The organism is Micromonospora sp. NPDC047756 (assembly GCF_055587245.1).
The window spans coordinates 98257-119453 of sequence record NZ_JBVJGQ010000006.1 but is presented as its reverse complement, the minus strand read 5'-3'; the positions used below and the strand labels follow the sequence as shown (position 1 = coordinate 119453).

The 21197-nt window shown below is 73.7% G+C and carries 26 protein-coding genes; 8 read left to right on the top strand and 18 right to left on the bottom strand.

Annotated elements, in window-relative coordinates:
• Positions 1 to 10 precede the first annotated feature (10 nt).
• Genes ACZ6NZ_RS20530 through ACZ6NZ_RS20520 form a run of 3 tightly spaced genes read right to left on the bottom strand, consistent with a single transcriptional unit; the run spans position 11 to position 3131 of the window.
• A complete protein-coding gene (locus ACZ6NZ_RS20530) occupies positions 11 to 361 on the bottom strand; it encodes a DUF3140 domain-containing protein (protein ID WP_091408434.1) in 351 nt (116 codons plus the stop codon).
• Entirely contained in the window at positions 361 to 576 is a 216-nt protein-coding gene (locus ACZ6NZ_RS20525) for a hypothetical protein (RefSeq protein WP_465859580.1), read from the bottom strand. The genes ACZ6NZ_RS20530 and ACZ6NZ_RS20525 overlap by 1 nt, the downstream gene beginning before the upstream one ends.
• Positions 573 to 3131: an ATP-dependent Clp protease ATP-binding subunit gene (locus ACZ6NZ_RS20520; protein WP_366611209.1), complete on the bottom strand. Its 2559-nt coding sequence runs from the start codon at positions 3129 to 3131 to the stop codon at positions 573 to 575. The genes ACZ6NZ_RS20525 and ACZ6NZ_RS20520 overlap by 4 nt, the downstream gene beginning before the upstream one ends.
• A gap of 140 nt (positions 3132 to 3271) precedes the next feature.
• Here ACZ6NZ_RS20520 and ACZ6NZ_RS20515 point away from each other — a divergent pair, with 140 nt between their 5' ends.
• The 5 genes from ACZ6NZ_RS20515 (at position 3272) to ACZ6NZ_RS20495 (ending at position 8505) form a co-directional block, all read left to right on the top strand.
• Positions 3272 to 3664 (top strand): PIN domain-containing protein, encoded by a 393-nt coding sequence (locus tag ACZ6NZ_RS20515; RefSeq protein WP_366611207.1) that lies wholly within the window; start codon positions 3272 to 3274, stop codon positions 3662 to 3664.
• Between the two features lie 152 nt (positions 3665 to 3816).
• Positions 3817 to 4077, top strand: coding sequence for a hypothetical protein (locus ACZ6NZ_RS20510; RefSeq protein WP_030332749.1), 261 nt, complete (start codon positions 3817 to 3819; stop codon positions 4075 to 4077).
• 6 nt (positions 4078 to 4083) lie between these two features.
• Positions 4084 to 5178 (top strand): hypothetical protein, encoded by a 1095-nt coding sequence (locus ACZ6NZ_RS20505; protein ID WP_465859577.1) that lies wholly within the window; start codon positions 4084 to 4086, stop codon positions 5176 to 5178.
• Positions 5171 to 7846, top strand: coding sequence for an FtsK/SpoIIIE domain-containing protein (locus ACZ6NZ_RS20500; protein WP_465859576.1), 2676 nt, complete (start codon positions 5171 to 5173; stop codon positions 7844 to 7846). The genes ACZ6NZ_RS20505 and ACZ6NZ_RS20500 overlap by 8 nt, the downstream gene beginning before the upstream one ends.
• Positions 7843 to 8505 carry a hypothetical protein gene (locus ACZ6NZ_RS20495; RefSeq protein WP_465859574.1) on the top strand — a complete coding sequence of 221 codons (663 nt, stop codon included), beginning with the start codon at positions 7843 to 7845 and terminating at the stop codon, positions 8503 to 8505. The genes ACZ6NZ_RS20500 and ACZ6NZ_RS20495 overlap by 4 nt, the downstream gene beginning before the upstream one ends.
• Positions 8506 to 8722: 217 nt before the next feature.
• Here ACZ6NZ_RS20495 and ACZ6NZ_RS20490 read toward each other — a convergent pair whose 3' ends face one another.
• Positions 8723 to 10000: a cupin domain-containing protein gene (locus ACZ6NZ_RS20490; protein WP_465859573.1), complete on the bottom strand. Its 1278-nt coding sequence runs from the start codon at positions 9998 to 10000 to the stop codon at positions 8723 to 8725.
• Between the two features lie 9 nt (positions 10001 to 10009).
• Complete coding sequence (locus ACZ6NZ_RS20485; RefSeq protein ID WP_091408405.1) at positions 10010 to 10315, bottom strand: hypothetical protein; 306 nt, start codon at positions 10313 to 10315, stop codon at positions 10010 to 10012.
• Positions 10316 to 10472: 157 nt separating this feature from the next.
• Here ACZ6NZ_RS20485 and ACZ6NZ_RS20480 point away from each other — a divergent pair, with 157 nt between their 5' ends.
• Positions 10473 to 11234 carry a DUF72 domain-containing protein gene (locus tag ACZ6NZ_RS20480; RefSeq protein WP_465859572.1) on the top strand — a complete coding sequence of 254 codons (762 nt, stop codon included), beginning with the start codon at positions 10473 to 10475 and terminating at the stop codon, positions 11232 to 11234.
• Positions 11235 to 11278: 44 nt separating this feature from the next.
• Here the strand turns inward: ACZ6NZ_RS20480 and ACZ6NZ_RS20475 are convergent, their stop codons facing one another.
• The 10 genes from ACZ6NZ_RS20475 to ACZ6NZ_RS20430 form a co-directional block, all read right to left on the bottom strand.
• Positions 11279 to 11707: a DUF2267 domain-containing protein gene (locus ACZ6NZ_RS20475; RefSeq protein WP_347661067.1), complete on the bottom strand. Its 429-nt coding sequence runs from the start codon at positions 11705 to 11707 to the stop codon at positions 11279 to 11281.
• On the bottom strand, positions 11700 to 11885 hold the full coding sequence (locus ACZ6NZ_RS20470) for a hypothetical protein (RefSeq protein WP_396795076.1): 186 nt from the start codon (positions 11883 to 11885) through the stop codon (positions 11700 to 11702). The genes ACZ6NZ_RS20475 and ACZ6NZ_RS20470 overlap by 8 nt, the downstream gene beginning before the upstream one ends.
• A 111-nt stretch (positions 11886 to 11996) precedes the next feature.
• A complete protein-coding gene (locus ACZ6NZ_RS20465; RefSeq protein WP_465859571.1) occupies positions 11997 to 12869 on the bottom strand; it encodes a DUF72 domain-containing protein in 873 nt (290 codons plus the stop codon).
• Positions 12870 to 12917: 48 nt separating this feature from the next.
• Positions 12918 to 13316, bottom strand: a complete 399-nt coding sequence (locus tag ACZ6NZ_RS20460) for a TraR/DksA family transcriptional regulator (protein ID WP_124823205.1) — start codon at positions 13314 to 13316, stop codon at positions 12918 to 12920.
• Positions 13317 to 13480: 164 nt separating this feature from the next.
• Complete coding sequence (locus ACZ6NZ_RS20455; RefSeq protein ID WP_465859570.1) at positions 13481 to 14143, bottom strand: nucleoside/nucleotide kinase family protein; 663 nt, start codon at positions 14141 to 14143, stop codon at positions 13481 to 13483.
• A gap of 41 nt (positions 14144 to 14184) precedes the next feature.
• Positions 14185 to 14790 carry a winged helix-turn-helix domain-containing protein gene (locus ACZ6NZ_RS20450; RefSeq protein WP_355007887.1) on the bottom strand — a complete coding sequence of 202 codons (606 nt, stop codon included), beginning with the start codon at positions 14788 to 14790 and terminating at the stop codon, positions 14185 to 14187.
• Between the two features lie 247 nt (positions 14791 to 15037).
• On the bottom strand, positions 15038 to 15571 hold the full coding sequence (locus ACZ6NZ_RS20445) for a winged helix-turn-helix domain-containing protein (protein WP_465859569.1): 534 nt from the start codon (positions 15569 to 15571) through the stop codon (positions 15038 to 15040).
• Between the two features lie 50 nt (positions 15572 to 15621).
• Positions 15622 to 16110 (bottom strand): rhodanese-like domain-containing protein, encoded by a 489-nt coding sequence (locus ACZ6NZ_RS20440; protein WP_465859568.1) that lies wholly within the window; start codon positions 16108 to 16110, stop codon positions 15622 to 15624.
• Between the two features lie 41 nt (positions 16111 to 16151).
• Entirely contained in the window at positions 16152 to 16607 is a 456-nt protein-coding gene (locus tag ACZ6NZ_RS20435; protein ID WP_465859567.1) for a cysteine dioxygenase, read from the bottom strand.
• A gap of 112 nt (positions 16608 to 16719) precedes the next feature.
• Complete coding sequence (locus tag ACZ6NZ_RS20430) at positions 16720 to 17097, bottom strand: signal peptidase I (protein ID WP_465859566.1); 378 nt, start codon at positions 17095 to 17097, stop codon at positions 16720 to 16722.
• Positions 17098 to 17161: 64 nt separating this feature from the next.
• On the opposite strand from ACZ6NZ_RS20430, the gene ACZ6NZ_RS20425 reads away from it, so the two are divergent.
• Both ACZ6NZ_RS20425 and ACZ6NZ_RS20420 read left to right on the top strand, forming a co-directional pair.
• Positions 17162 to 17554, top strand: coding sequence for an ankyrin repeat domain-containing protein (locus ACZ6NZ_RS20425; protein ID WP_366611183.1), 393 nt, complete (start codon positions 17162 to 17164; stop codon positions 17552 to 17554).
• A gap of 31 nt (positions 17555 to 17585) precedes the next feature.
• A complete protein-coding gene (locus tag ACZ6NZ_RS20420) occupies positions 17586 to 18536 on the top strand; it encodes a DUF3500 domain-containing protein (protein WP_465859565.1) in 951 nt (316 codons plus the stop codon).
• Positions 18537 to 18872: 336 nt separating this feature from the next.
• On the opposite strand, the gene ACZ6NZ_RS20415 is transcribed toward ACZ6NZ_RS20420, so the two are convergent.
• From ACZ6NZ_RS20415 to ACZ6NZ_RS20405, 3 genes are all read right to left on the bottom strand, one after another.
• Positions 18873 to 19631, bottom strand: coding sequence for a class I SAM-dependent methyltransferase (locus ACZ6NZ_RS20415; RefSeq protein WP_465859564.1), 759 nt, complete (start codon positions 19629 to 19631; stop codon positions 18873 to 18875).
• 92 nt (positions 19632 to 19723) lie between these two features.
• The gene (locus ACZ6NZ_RS20410; RefSeq protein ID WP_465859563.1) at positions 19724 to 20215 is read right to left on the bottom strand and encodes a DUF2231 domain-containing protein; all 492 of its coding nucleotides are present in this window, start codon (positions 20213 to 20215) and stop codon (positions 19724 to 19726) included.
• A gap of 239 nt (positions 20216 to 20454) precedes the next feature.
• Positions 20455 to 21195, bottom strand: a complete 741-nt coding sequence (locus tag ACZ6NZ_RS20405; protein WP_465859562.1) for a GAF and ANTAR domain-containing protein — start codon at positions 21193 to 21195, stop codon at positions 20455 to 20457.
• Positions 21196 to 21197: the final 2 nt, after the last annotated feature.

Sequence of the window (21197 nt, the reverse complement as noted above, 5' to 3'; positions counted from 1 at the left end):
TGGACCTTGCTCAGCGTTCGACGAGCGGGTCGTGACCCAGGTCCAGCAGGGAGTGCCGCCAGCTGTCGTCGGCGTTGCCGCGCGACGGTTTGGCGTCCATCAGCTCGCGGATCCGCTCGACCGCCTCCCGCATCACCTCGATGTCCTCCGGGGTGAGGTCCACCTTGCGCTTGTTGAGCACCTTGAGGATCTCCCGGCCGGGCTGGGGCAGGTCGAGGTTCGGGTTCGGGCTGAACGACTCCTCCCCCGAGCCCCGGGTCAACAGCCAGGTCCGCAACTGCTCCGACGGGACGTTGACCTCGGCGTGGAAGTCCTCCCAGAGCACTTCCACCTCGGGGTCGAGCCGCGCTTCGCGTACCATCAGGTCTCCTCTCGCAGCGGCGGCCCGGACGTCTCCGGGTCGTCCTGGTCGGTCTTCGGATGCAGGCCCTCCGCGGGCACCCGTGTCCGGCGGGGGTTGGCGGTGGGCGACGCCAGGATCGGGTCGGGATGCTCGTCGTCCTCGTCCCGGGGTTTCGCGGCCTCCGCGCGCTCGTGCGGGTCCTCGTGCTCGTCGCTTCGCGCCGGCCCGCTCATCGCGGGTGTGTGGTCGTGGCGGCGGTGTACCCCCGCTCGCCCGCTGTCACGTCGAAGGTGAGCGCCCCGTCGCGGACGTCCACTGTGACCTTCTGCCCCGGCGAGATCGCCGACTCCAGCAGCATCCGGGACAGGTGGTTGTCCACCTCCCGCTGGATCACCCGGCGCAGCGGGCGGGCGCCGAACTCCGGCTGGTAGCCGTGCTCGGCGAGCCAGTCGATGCCGGCGGTGGTGAACTCCACCTGGAGGTCCTGGGCGTGCATCCGGCGGCGGGTCTCCTCCAGCAGCAGCGCGGTGATGTCGCGCAGCTGCTCGGCCTCCAGCCGGCGGAAGATGATGACCTCGTCGATGCGGTTGAGGAACTCCGGGCGGAAGTTCTCCTGCAGGCGGCGCATGAGGCGCTCGCGCAGCTCGTTGCTCTCCTGCTCGCTGCCCACGTCCCCGGTGCCGAAGCCGACCGAGCGCTGGGCGCCGGTGATCAGCTCGGAGCCGAGGTTGCTCGTCATGATCAGGACGGTGTTCTTGAAGTTCACCGTGCGACCCTGACTGTCGGTGAGCCGCCCGTCGTCGAGCACCTGGAGCAGGATGTTGAAGACGTCCGGGTGGGCCTTCTCGATCTCGTCGAGCAGCACCACCGCGTACGGGCGGCGACGCACCGCCTCGGTGAGCTGACCGGCCTCCTCGTAGCCGACGTATCCGGGCGGCGCGCCGACCAGTCGACTGACCGTGTGCCGCTCCTGGAACTCGCTCATGTCCACCCGGACCATCCGGTCCGCCTCGCCGAACAACGCCTCGGCCAGGGCCCGCGCCAACTCGGTCTTGCCGACACCGGTCGGGCCGAGGAACAGGAAGCTGCCCATCGGCCGCTCCGGGTCGGCCAGCCCGGCCCGGGAGCGGCGCACCGCCTCGGCGACCGCGGTGACCGCGTCGTCCTGACCGACCACCTTCTGGTGCAGGTGCCCCTCCAGGCGCAGCAGCCGGTCGCGTTCCTCCTCGGTGAGCTGGCTGACCGGGATACCGGTGGCCCGGGAGACCACCTCGGCGATCTCCTTGGGCCCCACCTCGGGCACCTGGGATCCGGACGAGCCGTCCTCGCCGTTGGCGCGCCGGATGTCCTCCTCCAGCTCGGAGATCCGGTCACGCAGCGCGGAGGCCCGCTCGTACTGCTCGTCGGTGACGGCCTGTTCCTTGTCCCGGCGTACCTCGTCGAGTTCCTGCTCCAGCTCGCGCACGTCGGACGCGGGGGTGCGGGTCCGCAGCCGCACCCGGGCGCCGGCCTGGTCGATGAGGTCGATCGCCTTGTCCGGCAGGAACCGGTCGGTGACGTACCGGTCGGACAGCTCGGCCGCCGAGACCAGCGCCTCGTCGGTGAAGCGCACCTGGTGGTGGGCCTCGTAGCGGTCGCGCAGCCCGCGCAGGATGGCGATGGTGTCGTCGACGCTGGGCTCGGGCACCAGCACCGGCTGGAAGCGCCGGGCCAGGGCGGCGTCCTTCTCGATGCTCTTGCGGTACTCGTCCAGCGTCGTCGCGCCGATCACCCGCAGCTCACCGCGGGCGAGGGCGGGTTTGAGCATGTTCGACGCGTCCATCCCGCCCTCGCTGCCGGCGCCACCGGCTCCGACCAGGGTGTGGATCTCGTCCATGAAGATGATCAGCTCGTCCCGGTGCGCCCGGATCTCGTCGATCACCTTCTTCAGCCGTTCCTCGAAGTCGCCCCGGTATCGGGTGCCGGCGACCAGACCGGCCAGGTCGAGCTGGACGACCCGCTTGCCGAGCAGGGTCTGCGGTACGTCGCCGTCGCAGATCCGTTCGGCCAGCCCTTCGACGATGGCGGTCTTGCCGACGCCGGCCTCGCCGATCAGCACCGGGTTGTTCTTGGTCCGCCGGGACAGGATCTCCACGGCCTGCTCGATCTCGTCGGCCCGCCCGATCACCGGGTCGATCTGGTCGTTGCGGGCCAGGTCGGTGAGGTCCTGCCCGTACTGGTCCAGGGTGGGGGTGCCGCGGTCCGGCTTCGGCCCGGTCATCGGCCCGCGCTCGGCGTTGGCGGCCTGCAGCGACTCGGGTTGGATCCGGCCGGCGGCCAGCATGCGCCCGGCCGGCGACTCCGGGTTGAGCGGGAGCGCCATCAGGATGTGCTCGGGGCCGATGTAGTTGGCGCCCATCGCGCGGGACAGCTGGTGGGCGTCGAGCAGCGCCCGCTTGGCGGCGGGGGTCAACGACAGGTTGGGCGGCACCTCTCCGCGGGGCGCGCCGTCGCCCTTTCCGCCGAGGGCGTTGAGCAGGGTGTCCGGGTCGGCCCCGGCCCGACTCACCAGGTCACGCAGCGGTTCGCGTTGCAGCGCCGCCCAGAGCAGGTGGTCGGTGTCCAGGTCGCTGCTCTGCCGTTGCGCGGCCCGTCGGGCCGCGTCGGCCAGCATCTCGCGGGCGTCGGCCGTCATCAGTCGGGTGATGTCGACCCGGTGCGGCGGTCGGCGCCCTCCCTCGCCCCGGCCGAAGTACCTGGCCAGGAATTCGTCCCACGGGTCGGAGCCGATGTCACCGGGTCCCATCATGTCTGTCCTCCGCAGTAGGGCTCGGCACGGTCGGCAGGGGCTACCCGGCGCGCGCCCCGACAAACGCCGCAGGTGGCGGAGGACCGGCATTGCGGGAGTGGCGTCGGGCCTGGGCCGGGCGGTGGTGGCAGGCTGACCGGATGGATGAGACCCCGCTGCTGATCGTGGATGGCGCCAACGTGGTGGGCTCACGCCCGAACGGGTGGTGGCGTGACCGTGCCGGGGCCGCTGCCCGGTTGCGCGACTCGCTCGCCCCGGTGGCGACCGTCGGGTTGCCGGCCCGGCTGACCGCCCCGGTGGAGGTGGTCCTGGTGGTTGAGGGGGCCGCTCGGGGCGTGCCGGGCACCGAGGGTGTGCGGGTGGTCTCCGCCGCCGGCTCCGGCGACGACACGGTGGTCGAGCTGGTGGAGGGCGCGCCGCGGCGTCGGCGGCTGGTGGTCACCGCCGACCGGGAGTTGCGCGGCCGGGTGACGGCGCTGGGCGCCGAGGTGTACGGCCCGCGCTGGCTCCGCGAGGACCCGACCAACAATTGAGAAGTTCTCGCACTGGGACTCCCACAGATCGGACTCCCGGCACTTCCGAGGGCCTTCCGGACAGGCGGGCAGGAACACCGACAGGGCGGATGTTCTTTCGGAACCGGCGATAGGCTCTAATGGAGATCTCCCCGCCCCCAGGAGGTTCCGCCGTGGCGAGCGTCGCCGAGCTGAAGGCTGCCATCGATGTCGCCCTCCAACAGATCGGAGACGGGCAGACAGCCGTGCAGGCGGCCGGCGAGAAACTCTCCGAGGCACAGCAGACCCTGGCCGGTGCGCTGGAGGGCAGCGGGCACGAGACGGTGGAGGCGGCCCAGGCGTCGCTCACCCAGGCCAGCCAGGAGCTGGAGGAGTGTCTCGCCGCGACACTTGTCGCGGTGGAGCAGGCGCAGCTCTACGTCTCCACCCTGTAGGCCGCCGTGTCCATCATCGAGGATGTCGGCGGGCAGGTCCGTGCCGCCACCGAGGAGTTCCCGGTGGCGCTGCTCGGGCAGGCGCTGGAGAAGTTCGGCCTGGCCGCGGAGCGGCTGCGCTGGGTACGACAGGAGTCGGCCAACCCGATGGGGGTGCCCGAGCTGTCCGCCGCCACCGAGCACGCCGAGAGCGCCGGCTACGCGCTGCGGGTGGCCCAGGAACAGCTGTCGGCGTACCTGACGGCGATCGGGCTCGGCGCGGACGGCGCCCCGGCGCCCCGCCCTGAGCAGCAACGCGCTCCCCGACACGACACACCCCCGGTGTCCGGGCCCGCCACGGTCACGCCGGAGCCGGCCGAGCAGGTGCGGATGCGCCGCTGGTGGTCGGTGCGGGTGGCCGAGCTGACCGGCGGGCGCGAGGGCACCGACGAGGAACCCGACGAGCGGGTGAACGACTCCCAGGAACTGCTGCGCCGAGTGGTGGGTGGTGTCCGCTCCGGCGACCGGGACCGGCTCCGCAAGGAGCTGCGTCGAGCCCCGGCCGACGTGGGGCTGGGCATGGCGGCGCTGGCGCCGCCGCTGCTGCGTGAACTGGCCGGCGAATTGCTCGGGCACCCGCCACGCGCCACCGATCTCGGGCGGCTGCGCGGCGAGCTGGACGGGCGCGTGCGCGACCTGCTGCCCGGTCTGCCGCCGCCGGTGCTGGAAACGTTGCTGACCCGGGTGTGCCGGATGCCGCCGCCGCGCGCCTCGGGGGAACCACCGCACGCCGCCGACTCCGCGGTGACCGCCGGGGTGGCGACCGGGCTGCTGCTCGCCCGCCTCGGGCGGGACCTGCCGGCCGGCGGGAAGGAGCCGTCGGGTGCGGAACAGCGGGGCGATGTCGGGCAACCGGCGCGGGGCAGGCAACCGGCGGGCACGCAGCAACCGGGCGGGGCCGGGCGGCCGACGGGCGCGGTTCCCCGCGCCGGCGGCGCGGTGCAGCGCTCCGGTGGTCTGCCGCCGCGCTCGGATGCGCCGCCGCCCCGCCCCGCCGGGCCGCCCCCACGCTCGGGCAGCCCCTGGCGGGACGCGCCGACGCGTCGGGGCTCCGATGGCTGACCGGCGCGGTCAGCTGGCCAGCCGGGTCCGGGACACCCTCGCCGAGGCGTTGGGCGCCACCCGCACCCGGCTCTCCGCCGCCCAGGCCGACCTGAGCGCCGGGCGGGAACGACTGGCCCGGGTCCAGCGGGCCGCAGCCGCCGTACCGGAGCGGGTGGGCGCCCAGCGCGACCGCCGCATCGCCGAGATCGACGCCCGCTACTCCGCCCGGCTCGCGGAGCTGGCCCGCCGGGCCGCCGACGCGGCCCGGCAGGAGGCGCCCGGCTGTGCGGGGGCCGACTGGGCCGGGTGGGCGCCGACGCCCGCCCGCCGGGCCGAGCCGCCCGGCGCGCTGCGGGTCGGCACGGTCCGGATCGACGGCGTCGACCCGGTGCCCGCGCTGGTGCCGCTGCTCGACGCGGGGCACGTGCACCTCTCCGGGGACGACCGCGCCGGCTGCGACGCGGTGGTGTCCGCGTTGCTGCTGCGGGCCGTCGGCCGTGCCGACCCCGGGGCGGTACGACTGGTCGGGTACGACCCGGACCAGCTCGGCGGCGGCCTGGCCGGGTTCGCCCCGTTGGGCACGGCGGGGCTGCTCACCTTCGTCGGCCCGGGCGGGCTGGGCCCGCTGCTGGACGACCTGGTGGAGCAGATCCGCCGGATCAACGAGACGGTCCTCGCCGGCGAGTACGCGTCGCTGCGCGAACTGGCGGCGGCGACCGGCCGACGACCCGAGCCGTGGCGGGTGGCGGTGCTGCTCGGCGGGGAGGAGCTCAACCGGCACGAGCGCGGGCAACTGGACCGGGTGGTGCGGGCCGGCGCCGCCTGCGGCGTACACCTGGTGGTGCACGGTGTGCCGTTGCCGGAGGATCCGACGGTGACCCGGGTGGTGGCCGGCGGGTCCGGCGCGCGGATCGGCGGCTCGGCCGGGCTGGCGGTCCGGCTGGACCCACCGCCACCGGCGGCGCTGGTCACCGAGACCTGCCGGGACGTCGCCGCCCGGGTGAACGCGGGCCCGCCGCCGACTCCCTTCACCGACCTGCTGCCCGCGCCCGAGTTGATGTGGCGGGAGGACTCCGCCGACGGGCTGACCGCGCCGATCGGTGAGGGCCTCCAGGGCCGGCCGGTGCGGTTGACGCTCGGCGACTACCCACCGCACGCGCTGATCGGCGGGCCGTCCGGCACCGGCAAGACCAACTTGATCTTCGCGTGGATCGGCGCGCTGGCGGCCCGCTACTCCCCTGCCGAGCTGGAGTTCTACCTGCTGGACTTCAAGGAGGGGGTCTCCTTCGCGCGGTTCGCGCAGGGCCGGCGCGACCCGAGTTGGCTGCCGCACATGCGGCTGGTCGGCATCAACGTCAACACCGACCGGGAGTTCGGGCTGGCGCTGTTGCGCTTCCTCGCCGAGGAGTTGCGCCGACGCGCCGACGCGGCCAAGAAGCACGAGGTGACCAAGCTGGCCGAGCTGCGGGCGGTCGACCCGACCGGGCACTGGCCGCGCATCGTCGCCGTGGTGGACGAGTTCCAGATGTTGCTGGCCGGCCGGGACGTGGTCGCCCGGGAGGCGGCCGACCTGTTGGAGGACCTGGCCCGCCGCGGCCGGTCCCAGGGCATCCACCTGGTCCTGGCATCGCAGGACGTGCGGGGCATCGAGGCGCTGTGGGGCCGTCCCGCGCTGGTCGCCCAGTTCGCCCTGCGCATCGCGTTGCCCAAGGCGCTGCGCATCCTCGCCGAGCGCAACGACGCGGCGCAGTCGCTGCCGCGCTGGCACGCGGTGGTCAACGCCGAGTCGGGCATGGTGGAGGGCAACGAGGTGGCCCGCATCCCGGCGGCCAGCGACTGGGAGACCTGGAGCGGCTTGCAGCACCGGCTGTGGCGGATGCGCGCCCCCGACGCGGCGCCGGCCCGGCTCTTCGACGGCGACGCGATCCCCCGGCTGGCGGACGCCCCGGACTTCCGGGCGCTCGCCGCACCTCCGGACGGGACCGCGCCGCGCAACCCGGTGGCCCTGCTCGGCGAGATCATCGACGTGCAGTCCCGCTCGGCGTCGCTGCGGCTGCCGCGCGCACCGGGCCGCAACCTCGCGGTGCTCGGCACCCGCGTCGACGAGGCGTGCGCGGTGCTCGACGCGGCGGCCCGGTCGCTGGCCCGTCAGCACCCGCCGGGAACCGCCCGGTTCTCCATCGCCTGCCTCGACCCGGACGCCGACCCGATCGCCCGCGCCCTCTACGACGACCTGGCCGACGACGCCGCCTGGTACGACGAGGAGACCGTCGGGGAGCTGATGGCCGAGACGGCCGACGGGCTCGGCGGCCCGGGAAGTCCGCACTATCTGCTGCTGTTCGCCGTCGACGCGGCGGCGGGCGCGTTGGCCGCCCGCACGGGTCGGCGGACCGGCCTGGAGCAGCTCCGCCGGATCATGCACGACGGGCCGGAACGACGCACGCACGTGCTGGCCTGGTGGCGGGGTGTGGCCCGGATGCGCGCCGATCTCGGTGGGCCGGCTGCCCGCACCGACCAGATCGGCGCCTGGGTGGCCCTGGACGCGCACGGCGGGGAGCTGGGCTCGTCGCTCTATCCGGGCACCGGCGGCCCGGACTGGTATCCCCGCCCCTGGCGGGGGCTCTTCTTCGACCGGGCGGTGCACCGCACCGGACAGGTGATCATCCCGTATGGACCGACACGATGAACGAACCGGTGACCAGCGAGACGTACGCGGCGCAGCTCCGGCGGCTGGCCGATCTCAGCGCGCGGGTACGCGAGCAGCGCGCCGAGGCGCACACCTGGCACGAACGGCAGTGTGGTGCCGCCGAGCGGGCCGTCGCCGAGGCGGCCGACCAGCTCCAGCGCGCCGAGGAGGAACTGGTCGCCGCCCGTGAGCAGCAGGAACGGGTCGACGCCGAGGTGGCCCACCTGTGGCAACAGGTCCGTTCACGCCTCGGCGCCCGCCGTCTCGGTGGCCCGCCCGCCCCGGCGAACGGCGTCGGGGCCACCGACCCGGTGGTGCTGCTCGCCAAGGCCAGTGACCTGCTCGACCGGGCTGGTCAGCCGGGCGAGCTGCCGGGCTCGGTCAACCCGCTGCTGGCGCTGTGCGGGGTGGCCGGCGCCGTGCTGACGTACGCGCTGGGGGCCGGCGCCCGTGCGCTCGGCACCGGGTACGGCGGCGACCTGGCGGTCGGACTACCGGTGTTGGCGCTGGTGGTGACGCTGCTCGGGCCGCTGGTCGGTCTGGTGCCGGCGCGGGTCCTGGCCGATCGCCGGCACGCGGTGCTCGGCCCCCGGCCGATCACCGTGGTCCTCGGTGCGGGAGTGGTCGCCACCGGGCTGCTGCTGGCCCTCGGCCGCTGACCCGGAGCGCGGCAGCACCGTCGAGCGCTGGCGTGATCGACTCGGTTTCCTGAAAACCGCGCTGTCCTGGCCTCCCGGTCACCGCTGTCCTGGCCTCCCGGTCACCGCTGTCCTGGCCTCCCGGTCACCGCGACTTCCGGAAGACCGAGTCGATCACCACCAACCGGCTGATCATCGCCGACCCGCCGATCAGACCGGGCCGATCGCCCCGCCGGCCTTAGGCCGGGACCAGGACGGCCTCTCGGAGCAGGCGGCGGGCCAGGGTGACCCGGTCGGCGTCGTCGGGCAGTCCGGGCAGGTCGCCGACCCGGGTGACCACGTTGCTGAGCAGGGCGCGGGCGGCCGGCTCGCAGGTCGCCGGCAGGGTGATGGTGCGGTCGAAGACCCGCAGCGCCACGCTGTCCGACCCGTGCGGCACGAGCTGCCACCGCAGGCCCGGCCGCAGGGTGAGCCGGGAGTCGGCGTCCAGTGTGGCCAGCGCGTCGGCCTGGGCGAGCGGCCGGATCGGCGCCGGGCGGGCGGCCGGCCAGGCGCGCTGACGCAACCGCGCCGCGACGGCGCTCGGGTCGGCGCGCAGCAGCCAGTCCCGCAACGCCTCCACGGTCTCGGTCAGCTCCGGCTCGATGGCGTCCGGGTCGGCGACGTCGGTGCCGAACGGCAGGCTGGCCCGCAGTCGCTGGTCCTCGGCGGACAGCGCCAGCAGCTCCTCGACCAGGGCGTAGCGGGTGAGCGCGCGGATGCCCACGGTCAGGTGCAGCGAGCTGGCGTCCTGTGCCTGCGCGCTGTGCAGCCACCCCCGGGGCAGGTAGAGGGCGTCACCGGGGGCGAGCACCACGTCCAGCGCGGCCGGACCCTGCGCGGTGGCGCCGACCTCGTCGGCGCGTCCACCCCACGGCTGCTTCTCCAACGGGTCCGGCAGGACCGGCGGGTGGATCCGCCAGTGTTTGCGGCCGTCGACCTGGAGCACGAACACGTCGTGGGTGTCGTAGTGGGTGGCGAAGCCCTGACTGCCGGCCGGAGTCAGGTAGGCGTTGATCTGCAACGGCTGGTTGAGCGCGAGGCCCAGGTCGCGGGCGAAGTCGATGAGCGGCGGCCAGATCCGGTGCAGCCCCTGCAACACCAGGGTGGCCCCGGACGCGTACTGCTCCAGGACCCGCTCGTCGAGCACCTGGTCGCCGATCTCCGCGCCCGCGCCGCCACCGCCGGTCCAGCGCGAAGCCGCGACCAACTGGCCGTCCTTGGCAACGCGCAGGAACGGGGTACGCAGACCGCGCCGGCTCAGCAGGTCGTCGGCGTCGGCGGGGCTGAGCAGGTCGGTGAAGCCGGCCGGGTCGGGCAGTTCGGCGGCTCGGGACAGCAGCGGGGTGTGCCCCCAGTGCGCGGCGGCGAACTTGGCCGGTTCGACCGAGACGCAGCGGGCCAGCGCCGCGGTGGCCTCGGCGGACGGAACCGCCGGGCGACCGTGGTGGCCGCCCGGCGGGTCGAGGTAGGTCATGGCGAGCCGCTACCGGGCGCTGCCGTCAGCGCCACCGTCCTGCTGGCCCGGGGTGGCACCACCGTCGGCGGGACCCTCCGCGCCGCCGTCGGCGCCACCGTCGTGCTGACCCGGGGTGGCACCACCGTCGGCGGGACCCTCCGCGCTGCCATCGGCGCCACCGTCGTGCTGACCCGGGGTGGCACCACCGTCGGCGGGACCCTCCGCGCCACCGTCGGCGCCACCGTCGTGCTGACCGGGGGTCGCGCCGCCGTCGGCCGGGCCCTCCGCGCCGCCGCCGCCGGTGGTCTGCATGTCGTCATCGTTGAGTGCCATCGGTACTCCCTCGGGTGTGCCGCCCCGCCGTACGCCGGGGTCCGTCGTGCTGCGGGTGGTACCCCACGCGCGATCTTCTCTAACCCTCACCGTAGACGCCGAACCGGGGCGACACGGGCAGTTCGCGAGCGGCGGCGGAGAGTGCCAGGATGGGTTGGTGATCCTGGTGGGCACGTCCGGCTGGCAGTACCGTGACTGGCGCGGCCGCTTCTATCCGCAGGGGCTGCCGCAGCGGCTCTGGCTAGAGCACTTCGCGGCCGGGTTCGCCACGGTCGAGGTCAACAACGCCTTCTACCGGTTGCCCGAGCGGGACACCTTCGCCGCCTGGCGGGCGCGCACCCCGGCTGATTTCTGCGTGGCGGTGAAGATGAGCCGCTACCTCACCCACATCAAGCGACTGCGTGACCCGGAGGAGCCGGTGGCCCGGTTCCTCGGCCGCGCCACCGCGCTCGGTGACCGGCTCGGCCCGGTGCTGCTGCAACTGCCACCGAACCTGCGGGCGGACGTCGAGGCGCTGGACGCGACGTTGCGGCTGTTCCCGACGCAGGTGCGGGTAGCGGTCGAGCCCCGGCACCCCTCCTGGTGGACCGACGCCACCCGGACGGTCCTCGAACGGCGTCGGGCAGCGCTGGTCTGGGCGGACCGGCTGGGCCGCCCGGTCGCCCCCCGCTGGCGCACCACCGACTTCGGCTACCTGCGGCTGCACGAGGGGCGGGCACGGCCGTGGCCGCGTTACGGTCGGGCCGCGCTGCGGTCCTGGGTGGGCCGGCTGACCGACGCCTTCGACGCCCACGAGCCGGCGTACGTCTACTTCAACAACGATCCGGGCGGGGCCGCGATCGTGGACGCCGTGGCGTTCGCCGCGCTGGCCCGCCGGGCCGGGCACCCGGTGTCGCGGGTGCCCGCCGAGGACGACTGAGCCCGCCCGACAGCGGTCGGGCGGGCTCGCGGTGTGTCAGACCGTCACGGCATCATCGTGGCGAGGTCCTTGGGCATGGTGTCCTTCACGTCCTGCCACTCACCCTGGGTGACGTGGCGGCGCAGCGTGTCCAGCACCACCTGCGTAACCCGCTCCGGGCCACCCTCCGCGTCGTACGGGAAGCCCTGCCGAACCTCGTAGAGGAAGTCGTCACGGTTGAGCTTGATCGGCACGTCGGACGGCACCCAGCCATCGAAGTAGATGCCCCGTACCAGCACCGGCAACTGCTGGGCGAACTCCACGCTCTCGTCCACCGGCAGCCGGTCACGCAGCAGGTGCAGCACCGTGCGCAGGGCCGCGTACGACTGGTTGCGTCGTTCCTTCGGCCAGCCGTAGGCGTTCTCGATGTCCTTGAGAATGAGGTTCGTCTTGTCCAGCGAGGACTCGAACGCCGAGATCATCGAGTCAGCCATCGGTCGACCCCCGTTCCGTGGTGTCCCACCGTCGGTCGTCGGCGCGGCGCGGCGGCCCCACCGGGCCACGGCGGGCCCGCACCGGGCTGCCCTGCGGGGCGCGCCGGGCGTTGTCGGGCGTGCCGACCACGTGCAGGACGGCACCGCGCCGTCGATCCGTCACCACTCGAACCGTCATCCCCGTCACCTCCGTGTCGTCTCCGGCGTCGGCCGCCCGAGGACGGCCGAACCCACCGCGTCCAATCTGCCGGCGGGTGGGGTGAGGGGGCACCACCCTGATCGGGTGAGGTCAGTCGACGTCGAGGAGAGCCGCGAGGGTCGCGGCGTTGGTCTGCGCGTAGTCGCGGTAGCAGTTGTTCATGAGCACGTGGGTCTGGCCGGCCTCGTCGGCCAGCTCCCGCAGCTTCGGCGCCCAGTCGGCCAACTCGCGCTTGGAATAGTGGTAGCCGAACTTCTCGTGGATGTCCTTGCTGGTCCACTTGTCGCTGTGCCCGTGGAAGCGCATGACCGCGAGGTCCGCGGTGGCGGCCAGCACCGGGGGTAGCGACGAACGGTGGCCCTGGGGCATGTCCACGCAGACGTACGGCAGCTCGTGCTCGCGCAGAAAGGCCAGGGTCTCGTCGGCGTTGTCGCCGTCGAACCAGGAGGCGTGCCGGAACTCGTATGCCGGGCGCAGCGGGGCGCAGCGCTTCGCCACCTCCAGCAGGTACTGCTTGTTGGCCCGCTTGATGGTGAACCAGGGTGGGAACTGGAACAGCAGCGCGCCCAGCTTGTCGGCCTCGACCAGCGGGTCCAGCGCGGACAGGAAACGCGTCCACACCTCCTCGTACGACTGCGCGGGCAGGTCGTCGGGGTAGACGTTCTTCTTGTCGGTCTCCGGGCGCAGGTCCTTGTAGAGCGCGCTGACCCGGGTGGGATGCCCGGTCAGCAGGCTGAACGCCTTGATGTTGAAGGTGAAGCCGGCGGGGGTGCGTTCGGCCCACAGCCGCGCGGTCGCCTCGGCGGGCGGCGAGTAGTAGGTGGCGTCCACTTCGACCAGCGGGAACTGCCTGGCGTAATAGGCCAGCCGCTTCTCCGGGGTGTCGGCGGTCTGCGGATACCACCCCGAGTCCAGCAGCGTGCGGTCGGTCCAGGACGCGGTGCCCACGAGGATGTCACCCATGGCTGAAGTCCATCGCGTCCCGGACCGACCGGCAACCGCTGAGGTGGCTCAGGCCGCCCGCCGCTCGCGAGTCTGCTTGCACGTCACACAGGTGGTGGCGGACGGGAAGATCTCCAGCCGCTCCACCGGAATCGCCGCCGAGCAGCCCTCGCACCAGCCGTAGGTGCCCTCCTCGAGCCGGCCGAGGGCGTGCTCGTACTGGGCGCGGCGGTCGAGGATGGTGCGCAACAGGGACTGGGCGGTGTCCCGCTCGGCCGTCTTGGTGCCGCTGTCGGCCTGGTCGTCGCCGGCGGTGTCGCCGACCTCCACCAGCCGCAGCACCTGGCTCTGGAGCACCGCCTGGTCGTACTCCGCGGTCAGCTCGTCGTAGCGCGCCTGGAGCGACTGTCGGATCTGGTCGATCTCCGTCTGGGACCGGGCCGTACCGACCGTGTCGTGGACGAGCATCGCTGCCTGCCTTTCCTGGGCCTGTGGCTCAAGGTGAACCGGGTGCCGGCGGCGCGGGGCCCCGGTCACGGTAGCGTTCGGTGCGCGGGCGATCACCCGTGCTCTGTGAGCCGGGCGAGTACCCGCCGGACCAGCCGGGCAAACCGACGAATTCTCGGTTGTTGTCAGTCGTTTTCGCCGGGCTCCACGAGCGCCGGTCGGCGGGGGTCGTCGGCGCGTACCACGACGTCGGCGAAGCTCGCCGGGACGACCTCCTCGGCGTACCGGTCGAAGGCCGGCAGCGCCCAGCGCTGGGCCGCTTCGGTGCGTCGGCGAAGCGCCGCCGGGGACAACTCCAGGTGGACGGTCACGTCGAAGGGCAGACCGCCGCCGAGCAGCAGTGAGCCGCTGACCAGGACGACGCCGCCGGGTGCCAGGTCGACGTAGCGGGCGCGGCTGGCCCGGTCGGCGTCGGCGTCCCAGAGCGACGGGAGCAGCCGGCCGCTGCCGCCGGCGGCGGCCGGGTCGAGCACCTCCCGGCGCAGCCCGGCCTCGTCGACCCAGGCCTCGTAGAAGGAGTCCGGGTTGGTGCGCCCCAGTTCGAAGCGCAGCGACGCGGGGCGCAGGAAGTCGGTGGCGCGCACGTGCAGCACCGGGTGGCCCTGGGCGCGCAGCGGGTCGACCAGCGCCGCGGCCAGTTCGTCGGCGCCGGCGGCGGGAGCGCCGTCCACTGCCACCCGCAGCCGCGCGGGCCCGGCCGCGGCGCTCGCGGCGCGGGTCGCCTCGTCGGCCAGCCGGCCGGTCAGCTCGGTGACGAGCAGGTCGGGCGAGATGGGGCGGATGCGCACCGGACCATCCTGCCCCGTGCCGGGTACGCGGGTGTGGCCGGTCAGCCGCTGCGGTCGATGGTGACCCGGGCGTCGTCGGCCAGCCGGTAGCCCACGCCGTAGACGGTGGTGACCAGTGGAACGTCGACGCCGACCTTGCCGCGAAGCCGACGCACGTGCACGTCGACGGTGCGCACGCCGGCGTGCTCGTAGCCCCACACGGCGTTGAGCAGTTGCAGGCGGGTGAACACCCGGCGCGGGTGGGCGACCAGGTGCAGCAGCAGGTCGAACTCCAGCCGGGTCAGCGGCAGCGGTTCCTCGTCGCGCAGCACCGAGCGCGACGAGGCGAGGATGTGCAGGGCGGGGATGGTCGGGCTGATCGGGCGGGCCGGCGACCGGTTGGCGGGTGCCTGGTCGGGGCGGCGTTCGGTCGGGACCGAGCCGATGATCACGCCTTCGCCCCGCTCCAGCATCTCGCGGGCGGCCTCCAACAGCCGGCGTGCCGCCGGGGTCAGCGACTCCTCACAGGCCAGCGGGATGGACAGCGTCACAGTGAGCACGGGCGCGGCGGTGTTCGCCGGGCGACGCTGGCCGCCGGGAGGTCGACCGGGCACCGCGGGTTGGGACGTATGCCATCCGGCACGCGACGAGGCGGGGCTGACCGACATGGTCCTCCTTGGGCTGGTCCGGGTATCTCCCCACGGCCCGGGACGCCGCTTCATCGATGCTTCCCGGCGCCTGGGCGAGGGTCAAGAGGCGGCTGCGTTGCATGAATGTGACAATTGACGAACACATCGGAGCCGGATGCTCGCTCTGCGTACGAGTCCTGATGATTACAGCAGAGTCGTCGAGTTGCCCCGTTACGGGGGTCCCCGACCGGTTCACCAGGCGGTCACATCGCCTCCGGACCAGGGCTCAGCTGCCGTGATCCACGCTGATCAGGGCCTCGTCGGCCAGCCGGTAGCCGACGCCGTAGACGGTGGTGACCACCTCCGAGCCGGCCAGCTTGGCGCGCAGCCGGCGGACGTGAACGTCCACCGTCCGGGCCACCGCGTGCTCGTAGCCCCAGACGCTGGAGAGCAGTTGCAGGCGGGTGAAGACCCGGCGGGGCCGTTCGGCCAGGAACAGCAGCAGCTCGTACTCGATGCGGGTCAGGGCGACGACCCGGTCGCCCTGGCGGACCAGCCGCGAGCCGGCCAGGATGCGGACGTGGTCCGGTGCGGCGGGGCGCGGGGCCGGTCGCGACCCTGCCGCGGGCTCCTCCACGCCACGCAGTTGACCCTCCCCCGATTCGGCCAGCTCGCCGAGCAACTGCACGAGCCGGGCCAGCCGGGGGCTCAGCGGCCCGGGGACGAGGTCGAGGGTGATGGTCAGGGTCGGGCTGGTCCGCGGACGGGCCGACGGGCGCCCGCCGGGGTGACGGCGCGTGGGGATGGCGACGACGGACATGGTGCCTCCTGAGTGGCGGTACGCGCGCCACGCCGGGTGTGGCGTGACGGTCAGCGGCGCGCCCACCCGGCGTTGACCGGGGACGCGAGGGGTGAAGGGTGGTGCAGTGGGGTCGGGCCGAGGGCCGGCAGGCCGGCGATGCGCCAGGCCGCGAACCCACCGACCACATCGGTGGCCCGGTGCAGGCCGACGTCCTGCAACGCGGCAGCGGCCAGCGACGAGGTGTAGCCCTCCTGGCAGAGGATCACCACCGGCACGTCGTAGTCGACGGCCTGCGGCAGCCGGGCCGCGCAGCGCGGGTCGAAGCGCCACTCCAGCACGTTGCGTTCGACGATGAGCGAGCCCGGCACCACGCCGTGCGCGGCCCGCTGTGCGGCCGGGCGGATGTCGACGAGCAGCGCTCCGCTCCGGTACGCGAGGTGCGCCCGCTCCGGGTCCAGCCGACGCAGCCGGGCCCGCGCGGCGGTCAGGATCTCGTCGATGCCCCGGGAGCCCGGTGGCGGCACGGGAGCGGGACAGTGTTCGGCGGTTATCTGCATTCTCGGATTCCTTCCGGTGACAGGGTTCTCGGGGCGCGCGACTACCAGGACCGGCCGGCCTCGGCGACCTCGGCGACCCGCAGCCGCCCGTCCAGAAGGTGATAGCGGGTCATTCGCAGCAGCGCCGGCCGGTAGACGTGCACGCTGACCGCCGGATCGACGCCTCGGTTGGTCACCTGGTGCACGTGCCGGGGGCCGAAGCGGCGGCCCGCACCGGCCGGCAACAGTCGAGGGCGTAGTCGGCCGGCGCTGACCGTCTCCTCGGTGAGCGCGCCGCTGACCACCCGGAACGCTCCGGAGGAGCCGCCGTGGTCGTGCAGGTCGGTGCCCTGCCCGGGCAGCCAGCTCAGCGCCCACACCTCGTGGTCGTCGCCGACGGCGAGGCGGGCGTACCAGCGCTCGGCTGGATCGAAGCGCAGCGCGACCGGCCAGCCGGCCGGGTCGGCCCACCCGGCGGCAACGGTGAGCAGGTCGGGCTCCGGGCGGTGGTGCGTCATGGCGGTTCCTCGCGGGTCGTTCGGCGGGGTGCCCTCGTACTCTAGACGGCAAAGCCTATAGGTTTAGTAGGTAATTCCGTCTGGTGGGACACGGGTCATCCGCTCGGGTGAATCAGCGCAGCACCGGCGGGTCCGTGCGATAGCCCGGCAACGAGGGCCAGCGCACTGTCAACACCACCGACGCGCGCTCGGCGAACCACGAATGGTCCACCCCACGGGCCCACACCACGTAGTCGCCCGGAGCGGCCAGCCGTACCGTCCGGTCCGGCAACTCCACCCGGAAACACCCCTCGACGAGTACGAGCAGAGTGGTGCGCACCTCGCCGGTCGCCCACCGCGACCGGGCCTGCCCGGGCGGATGCACGCCCCACTTCACCTCGACGTCGGTGCTGTGCCGGATCTCCCCCGGCGGCGCGAAGTGCCCGAGCAACCAACCAGCGTTGGTGGCGCCGTCGACGCCCGCGTTGCCCACGTACACCGTCTCACCCATCGGACCCCCCACCCTGCGCGCCGGCCGAGCAACCTATCAGGAGCGATGTCGTTAACCTGGACCGGTGACCGACAACCTCGACGCCGAGACGCTGGCGTTCGCGCACCGGATGTTCGACCTGGCCCGCGCCGGCGCCACCGACGAACTGGCGGCGCAGATCGACGCCGGCCTGCCGGTCAACCTCACCAACGACAAGGGCGACACGCTGCTCATCCTGGCCGCGTACCACGCCCACCCGGACACGGTGGCCGCCCTGCTCAGCCGCGGCGCCGACCACACCCGAGCCAACGACCGAGGTCAGACCGCGTTGGCGGCGGCGGTCTTCCGCAGCAGCGCCGAAGGGGTCCGCGCACTGCTCGCCGCCGGCGCGGATCCGGCACACGGCAACCCGTCGGCCGTCGAGACGGCACGCTTCTTCGACCTGCCGGAGATGACAGAGCTGCTGCGCGTCGGCTGACACCGGCACGGCCGGCCGGTATACAGGGTCGGTGGAAGATCCCCTGCCGGAGCAGATGCGGGCGGCCGCGACCGCGCTGCTGACCGCGCTCGACCCCGCCGCCCGCGAGAGCGCCGTGCACTCGTTCGACGACGAGGCGGCCCGACGCTGGCTGGAATACCGGCCCCGACCCCGACCGGGCGTCTGCCTCGCCGAGCTCGACGTCACCGCCCGCAAGGCCGCGCACCGGTTGCTGGCCACCGCGCTCAGCCCCCCGGCGTACGCACAGGCGATGGCGATCATCTCGCTGGAGGAGGTGCTGGACCGGGCCGAGGGCTGGCAGCGCGGGCGGCACAGCGCCGACTACTGGGTGGCCGTGTTCGGTGACCCCGCACGCGACGACCGGTGGGCGTGGCGACTCGAAGGTCACCACCTGTCGGTGAACATGACAGTGGTGGACGGTCAGGTCTCCCCCGCGCCGATCTTCTTCGGCGCCAACCCGGCCGCGGTCCGCTACGCCGGCCGGCCCGTCTCCCGCCCACTCGGTGTCGAAGAGGACCTGGCCCGCGCCCTGCTCGACGCGCTGGGCCCCGCCGAGCGAGCCGCCGCGATCATCGCCGACGAGGCGCCGGCGGACATCATCAGCGCCACCCGTGGACGGGTCGACGCGCCGCTGGAACCCCTCGGCGTACCGGCACAGCGGCTCGGACCGACCGGCCGCGCCCTGCTCGACCAGGTGGTCGCCCTCTACCTCGACCGGTTGCCGCCCGAGCTGGCCATCCGGGAGGCGACCCGACTGGACGCCGGCCCGTTGCACTTCGCCTGGGCCGGCCCGACCCACCCCGGGCGGCGGCACTACTACCGGGTGCAGGGCGACGACCTGCTGATCGAGTACGACAACACCACAGCGGACGGCAACCACGCGCACACCGTGCTACGCCGCCCCGCCAGCGACTTCGGTGCCGACGTCCTGGCAACCCACCACCAGACCCACCCCCACTAACCCCACCCGCCCCGCCCCGACCCGATCCGCCCCGGCCCGGCCCGGCCCGCCCCAACCCCGGCCCGGCCCTTCCCGACTCGCGCCCCGCCGCGCCCCGACCCGACCCGGCCCGGCCCGGCGATCTTGCAGTTTCGGTGGTCGGATTGCCCTTATCGGAGTGCTTTGCCGGGACAGAAAGTGCAAGATCGACGCGTGCGGGGGTCCGGCGCGGGGACAGGGGCGACGCGTGCGGGTCCGGCGGGGACGGGGGCGACGCGTGCGGGGGTCCGGCGGGGACAGGGTTCGACGCGTGCGGAGGGTTCGGCGGGGATGGGGTGCGGGACGGGGTGGGGTGGTTCAGGGGCGGGTGGCGTCGATGAGGAAGCGTTGGGCGTGGGCGACGAAGGGGCCCTCTTCGGCGATGCGGTGGTGGAGGTTCCGCAGAGGTGTGCGGTAGCGGTCGACAGTGAACCCGGGCACCGTCCAGATCACCTTGCGCAGGAACCAGACCACCGCGCCGATGTCGGCGAAGGTCGCCCGCAGCGTGGCCCGGCGCAGGTCGACCACCCGCAGGCCGGCGTCCTCGGCGGCGGCGGCGGCGTGCTCGGGGTGCCGCTGAGTCGGCGGTGGCAACGGCCCGAGGATCGCCTCACTCAGCTCCCGCATGGTGCCGGCACCGATCTGCTGCGACAGGAACGTCCCGCCGGGCCGTAGCACCCGCGCCGTCTGAACCCAGTCGGTACGCACCGGATGCCGGCTGACCACCAGGTCGAACGAGGCGTCGCGAAACGGCAGCGGACCATCCGGGGCGACCGCGACCACCGACGCGCCGACCCGGCGCAGGGTCCGGCGGGCGACCGCCACGTTCGGCGGCCACGCCTCGGTCGCCGTCAACACTGTCGGGGGACGCGGCACTTCGGCGAGCACCTCCCCGCCCCCGGTGTCCACGTCCAGCGCCGCGTCGGCCCGCGCCATCCGGTCGGCGACGAGCCGGGCGTACCCCCAGGGTGGACGCTCCTCGGTGGCCCGGCCGGCCAACCAGCCGAAGCCCCAACCGTCGACGGGCGCGGCGGCGGCCTCCGCGATCAGGTCCTCGGCGTCACGCTCATCGGTCATGGCGGTCAGCCTCGCGATCGGCCACCCGGCCGGCAACCCAATTGCCACCGCCCGGCCGGGGGTGGCAAGCGCGATCTTCGGGAGCGAAGGTGTCAGCGGCTCGTGGATCGACCAGCCGCACGGATGCCGGCGAGCGCGTCCAGGCCGCCGGCCTCGGTACGTCCGCTGTCGAACTGGCGCATCAGCCGTGCGCCCAGGTGCACGCCGACCGCGCCGACCGCCAGGGCGACCAGCTCGGTGGCGAGGATCGTGACCGACGCGCCGCGCTGCGGGGAGTGTGACCGGACCAGGCAGGTGAGCAGGAACATGGCGGCCATCACCGCGTTCACCAGGTTGAAGGCGACGGCGGTGCGGCGGGTACGGTCGCCCGGCACGTCCCACAGGTCGACCATGCCGGCCACGGCGGTCAGGGCGGCGGCGACGAGCGCGGCGACGCCCGTCCAGTAGCCGACCTCGCCGAGGAACGCGGGCCCGCCGACGACGTCGGTGAGGTCGAAGACGGTGGCGCTGACGAAGAGCCCGAGCGGGAACGTCACGAGCATTGGTTGGATCGGGTGCCCCTGCACCCGCAGCCGGCTCTGCATCGGTCCTCCCCCGGGTCGGCGCAGCTCACCTGACCAGAGTGCTACCCGAGGCCGGTCGCGACGAAACGATGCCGCCCGACTCGCCGGCAGTAGGGAGAACGGGCACGGGGGCCGCCGCCGGACCAGCGCTGATCAACTCGGTTTCCCGGAAGTCGGGGCGTCCGGGCGACTGTGACACCGCGGGTTCAAGGGATTCGCGTGGATCACGGGCGGCACCACCGTCGAGATGCCGGCCGGGGTCAGTTGTCGCGTTGGCGGGAGACCGTCCGGACCAGGCGCTCGGCCACCTCGCGCAGCGGGATGTCCAGCGACGAGGCGGCGGTCCGCAGCACGTCGAGGGCCTCGGCCGGGGGGCACCCCCGCTGCGTCATGATGACGCCGACGGCCTGGCCCACCACCCCGTCGTGCAGGAGTGAGGCGTCCCGTTCGGCGGCGAGGGCGAGTTGTCGGTTGCGGTCCCGGACGGCGGCCAGCAGCAGGCCGGCATGTTCGGCCAGCAGCATGGCGGTCAACTGGTGTTGCGGGGTGAGCAGGTCCGGCGCGGCGGCGTACAGGTTGATCGCCCCGATGACCTGGTCGTCGATGTCGACCGGCGCGGAGATCACCCCGCGTACGCCGAGGTCGTGGGCGTGCGCCGTCCAGGCCGGCCAGCGGGGCTCACCGGTCAGGTCGGCGGCGAGGATCATCTCGCGCAGGTGGATCGCGCTCATCGCCGGCGTGTCCGGCCCGTGTCGCAGGTCGTCCAGCCCGGCCAGCCCGTCGTCGGAGGCGGCCACCCCGGCCGGCTCGCCGGCCCGCAGGGCGGTGAACCCGCACCAGCGCACCCCGGCGACGGCGTCCCGGGTGACGCGGACCAGGGCCAGCAGCGCCTCATCAAAGTCGGTCAGGGCGATCAGCCCGGCGGTCAGCTCCCGCAACAGTGCGGCTGCTTCCAGCACACCGAGGGTGTGCACCACCGGTTCCCGCGTGTCGAGATTCACCG

Excerpts from the sequence above, each read along its gene's own strand:
- ACZ6NZ_RS20530 (WP_091408434.1), bottom strand. The coding sequence starts at position 361 with ATGGTACGCGAAGCGCGGCTCGACCCCGAGGTGGAAGTGCTCTGGGAG.
- ACZ6NZ_RS20525 (WP_465859580.1), bottom strand. The coding sequence starts at position 576 with ATGAGCGGGCCGGCGCGAAGCGACGAGCACGAGGACCCGCACGAGCGC.
- ACZ6NZ_RS20520 (WP_366611209.1), bottom strand. The coding sequence starts at position 3,131 with ATGATGGGACCCGGTGACATCGGCTCCGACCCGTGGGACGAATTCCTG.
- ACZ6NZ_RS20515 (WP_366611207.1), top strand. The coding sequence starts at position 3,272 with ATGGATGAGACCCCGCTGCTGATCGTGGATGGCGCCAACGTGGTGGGC.
- ACZ6NZ_RS20500 (WP_465859576.1), top strand. The coding sequence starts at position 5,171 with ATGGCTGACCGGCGCGGTCAGCTGGCCAGCCGGGTCCGGGACACCCTC.
- ACZ6NZ_RS20495 (WP_465859574.1), top strand. The coding sequence starts at position 7,843 with ATGAACGAACCGGTGACCAGCGAGACGTACGCGGCGCAGCTCCGGCGG.
- ACZ6NZ_RS20490 (WP_465859573.1), bottom strand. The coding sequence starts at position 10,000 with ATGACCTACCTCGACCCGCCGGGCGGCCACCACGGTCGCCCGGCGGTT.
- ACZ6NZ_RS20485 (WP_091408405.1), bottom strand. The coding sequence starts at position 10,315 with ATGGCACTCAACGATGACGACATGCAGACCACCGGCGGCGGCGGCGCG.
- ACZ6NZ_RS20475 (WP_347661067.1), bottom strand. The coding sequence starts at position 11,707 with ATGGCTGACTCGATGATCTCGGCGTTCGAGTCCTCGCTGGACAAGACG.
- ACZ6NZ_RS20470 (WP_396795076.1), bottom strand. The coding sequence starts at position 11,885 with ATGACGGTTCGAGTGGTGACGGATCGACGGCGCGGTGCCGTCCTGCAC.
- ACZ6NZ_RS20465 (WP_465859571.1), bottom strand. The coding sequence starts at position 12,869 with ATGGGTGACATCCTCGTGGGCACCGCGTCCTGGACCGACCGCACGCTG.
- ACZ6NZ_RS20460 (WP_124823205.1), bottom strand. The coding sequence starts at position 13,316 with ATGCTCGTCCACGACACGGTCGGTACGGCCCGGTCCCAGACGGAGATC.
- ACZ6NZ_RS20450 (WP_355007887.1), bottom strand. The coding sequence starts at position 14,790 with ATGTCGGTCAGCCCCGCCTCGTCGCGTGCCGGATGGCATACGTCCCAA.
- ACZ6NZ_RS20445 (WP_465859569.1), bottom strand. The coding sequence starts at position 15,571 with ATGTCCGTCGTCGCCATCCCCACGCGCCGTCACCCCGGCGGGCGCCCG.
- ACZ6NZ_RS20440 (WP_465859568.1), bottom strand. The coding sequence starts at position 16,110 with ATGCAGATAACCGCCGAACACTGTCCCGCTCCCGTGCCGCCACCGGGC.
- ACZ6NZ_RS20435 (WP_465859567.1), bottom strand. The coding sequence starts at position 16,607 with ATGACGCACCACCGCCCGGAGCCCGACCTGCTCACCGTTGCCGCCGGG.
- ACZ6NZ_RS20430 (WP_465859566.1), bottom strand. The coding sequence starts at position 17,097 with ATGGGTGAGACGGTGTACGTGGGCAACGCGGGCGTCGACGGCGCCACC.
- ACZ6NZ_RS20415 (WP_465859564.1), bottom strand. The coding sequence starts at position 19,631 with ATGACCGATGAGCGTGACGCCGAGGACCTGATCGCGGAGGCCGCCGCC.
- ACZ6NZ_RS20410 (WP_465859563.1), bottom strand. The coding sequence starts at position 20,215 with ATGCAGAGCCGGCTGCGGGTGCAGGGGCACCCGATCCAACCAATGCTC.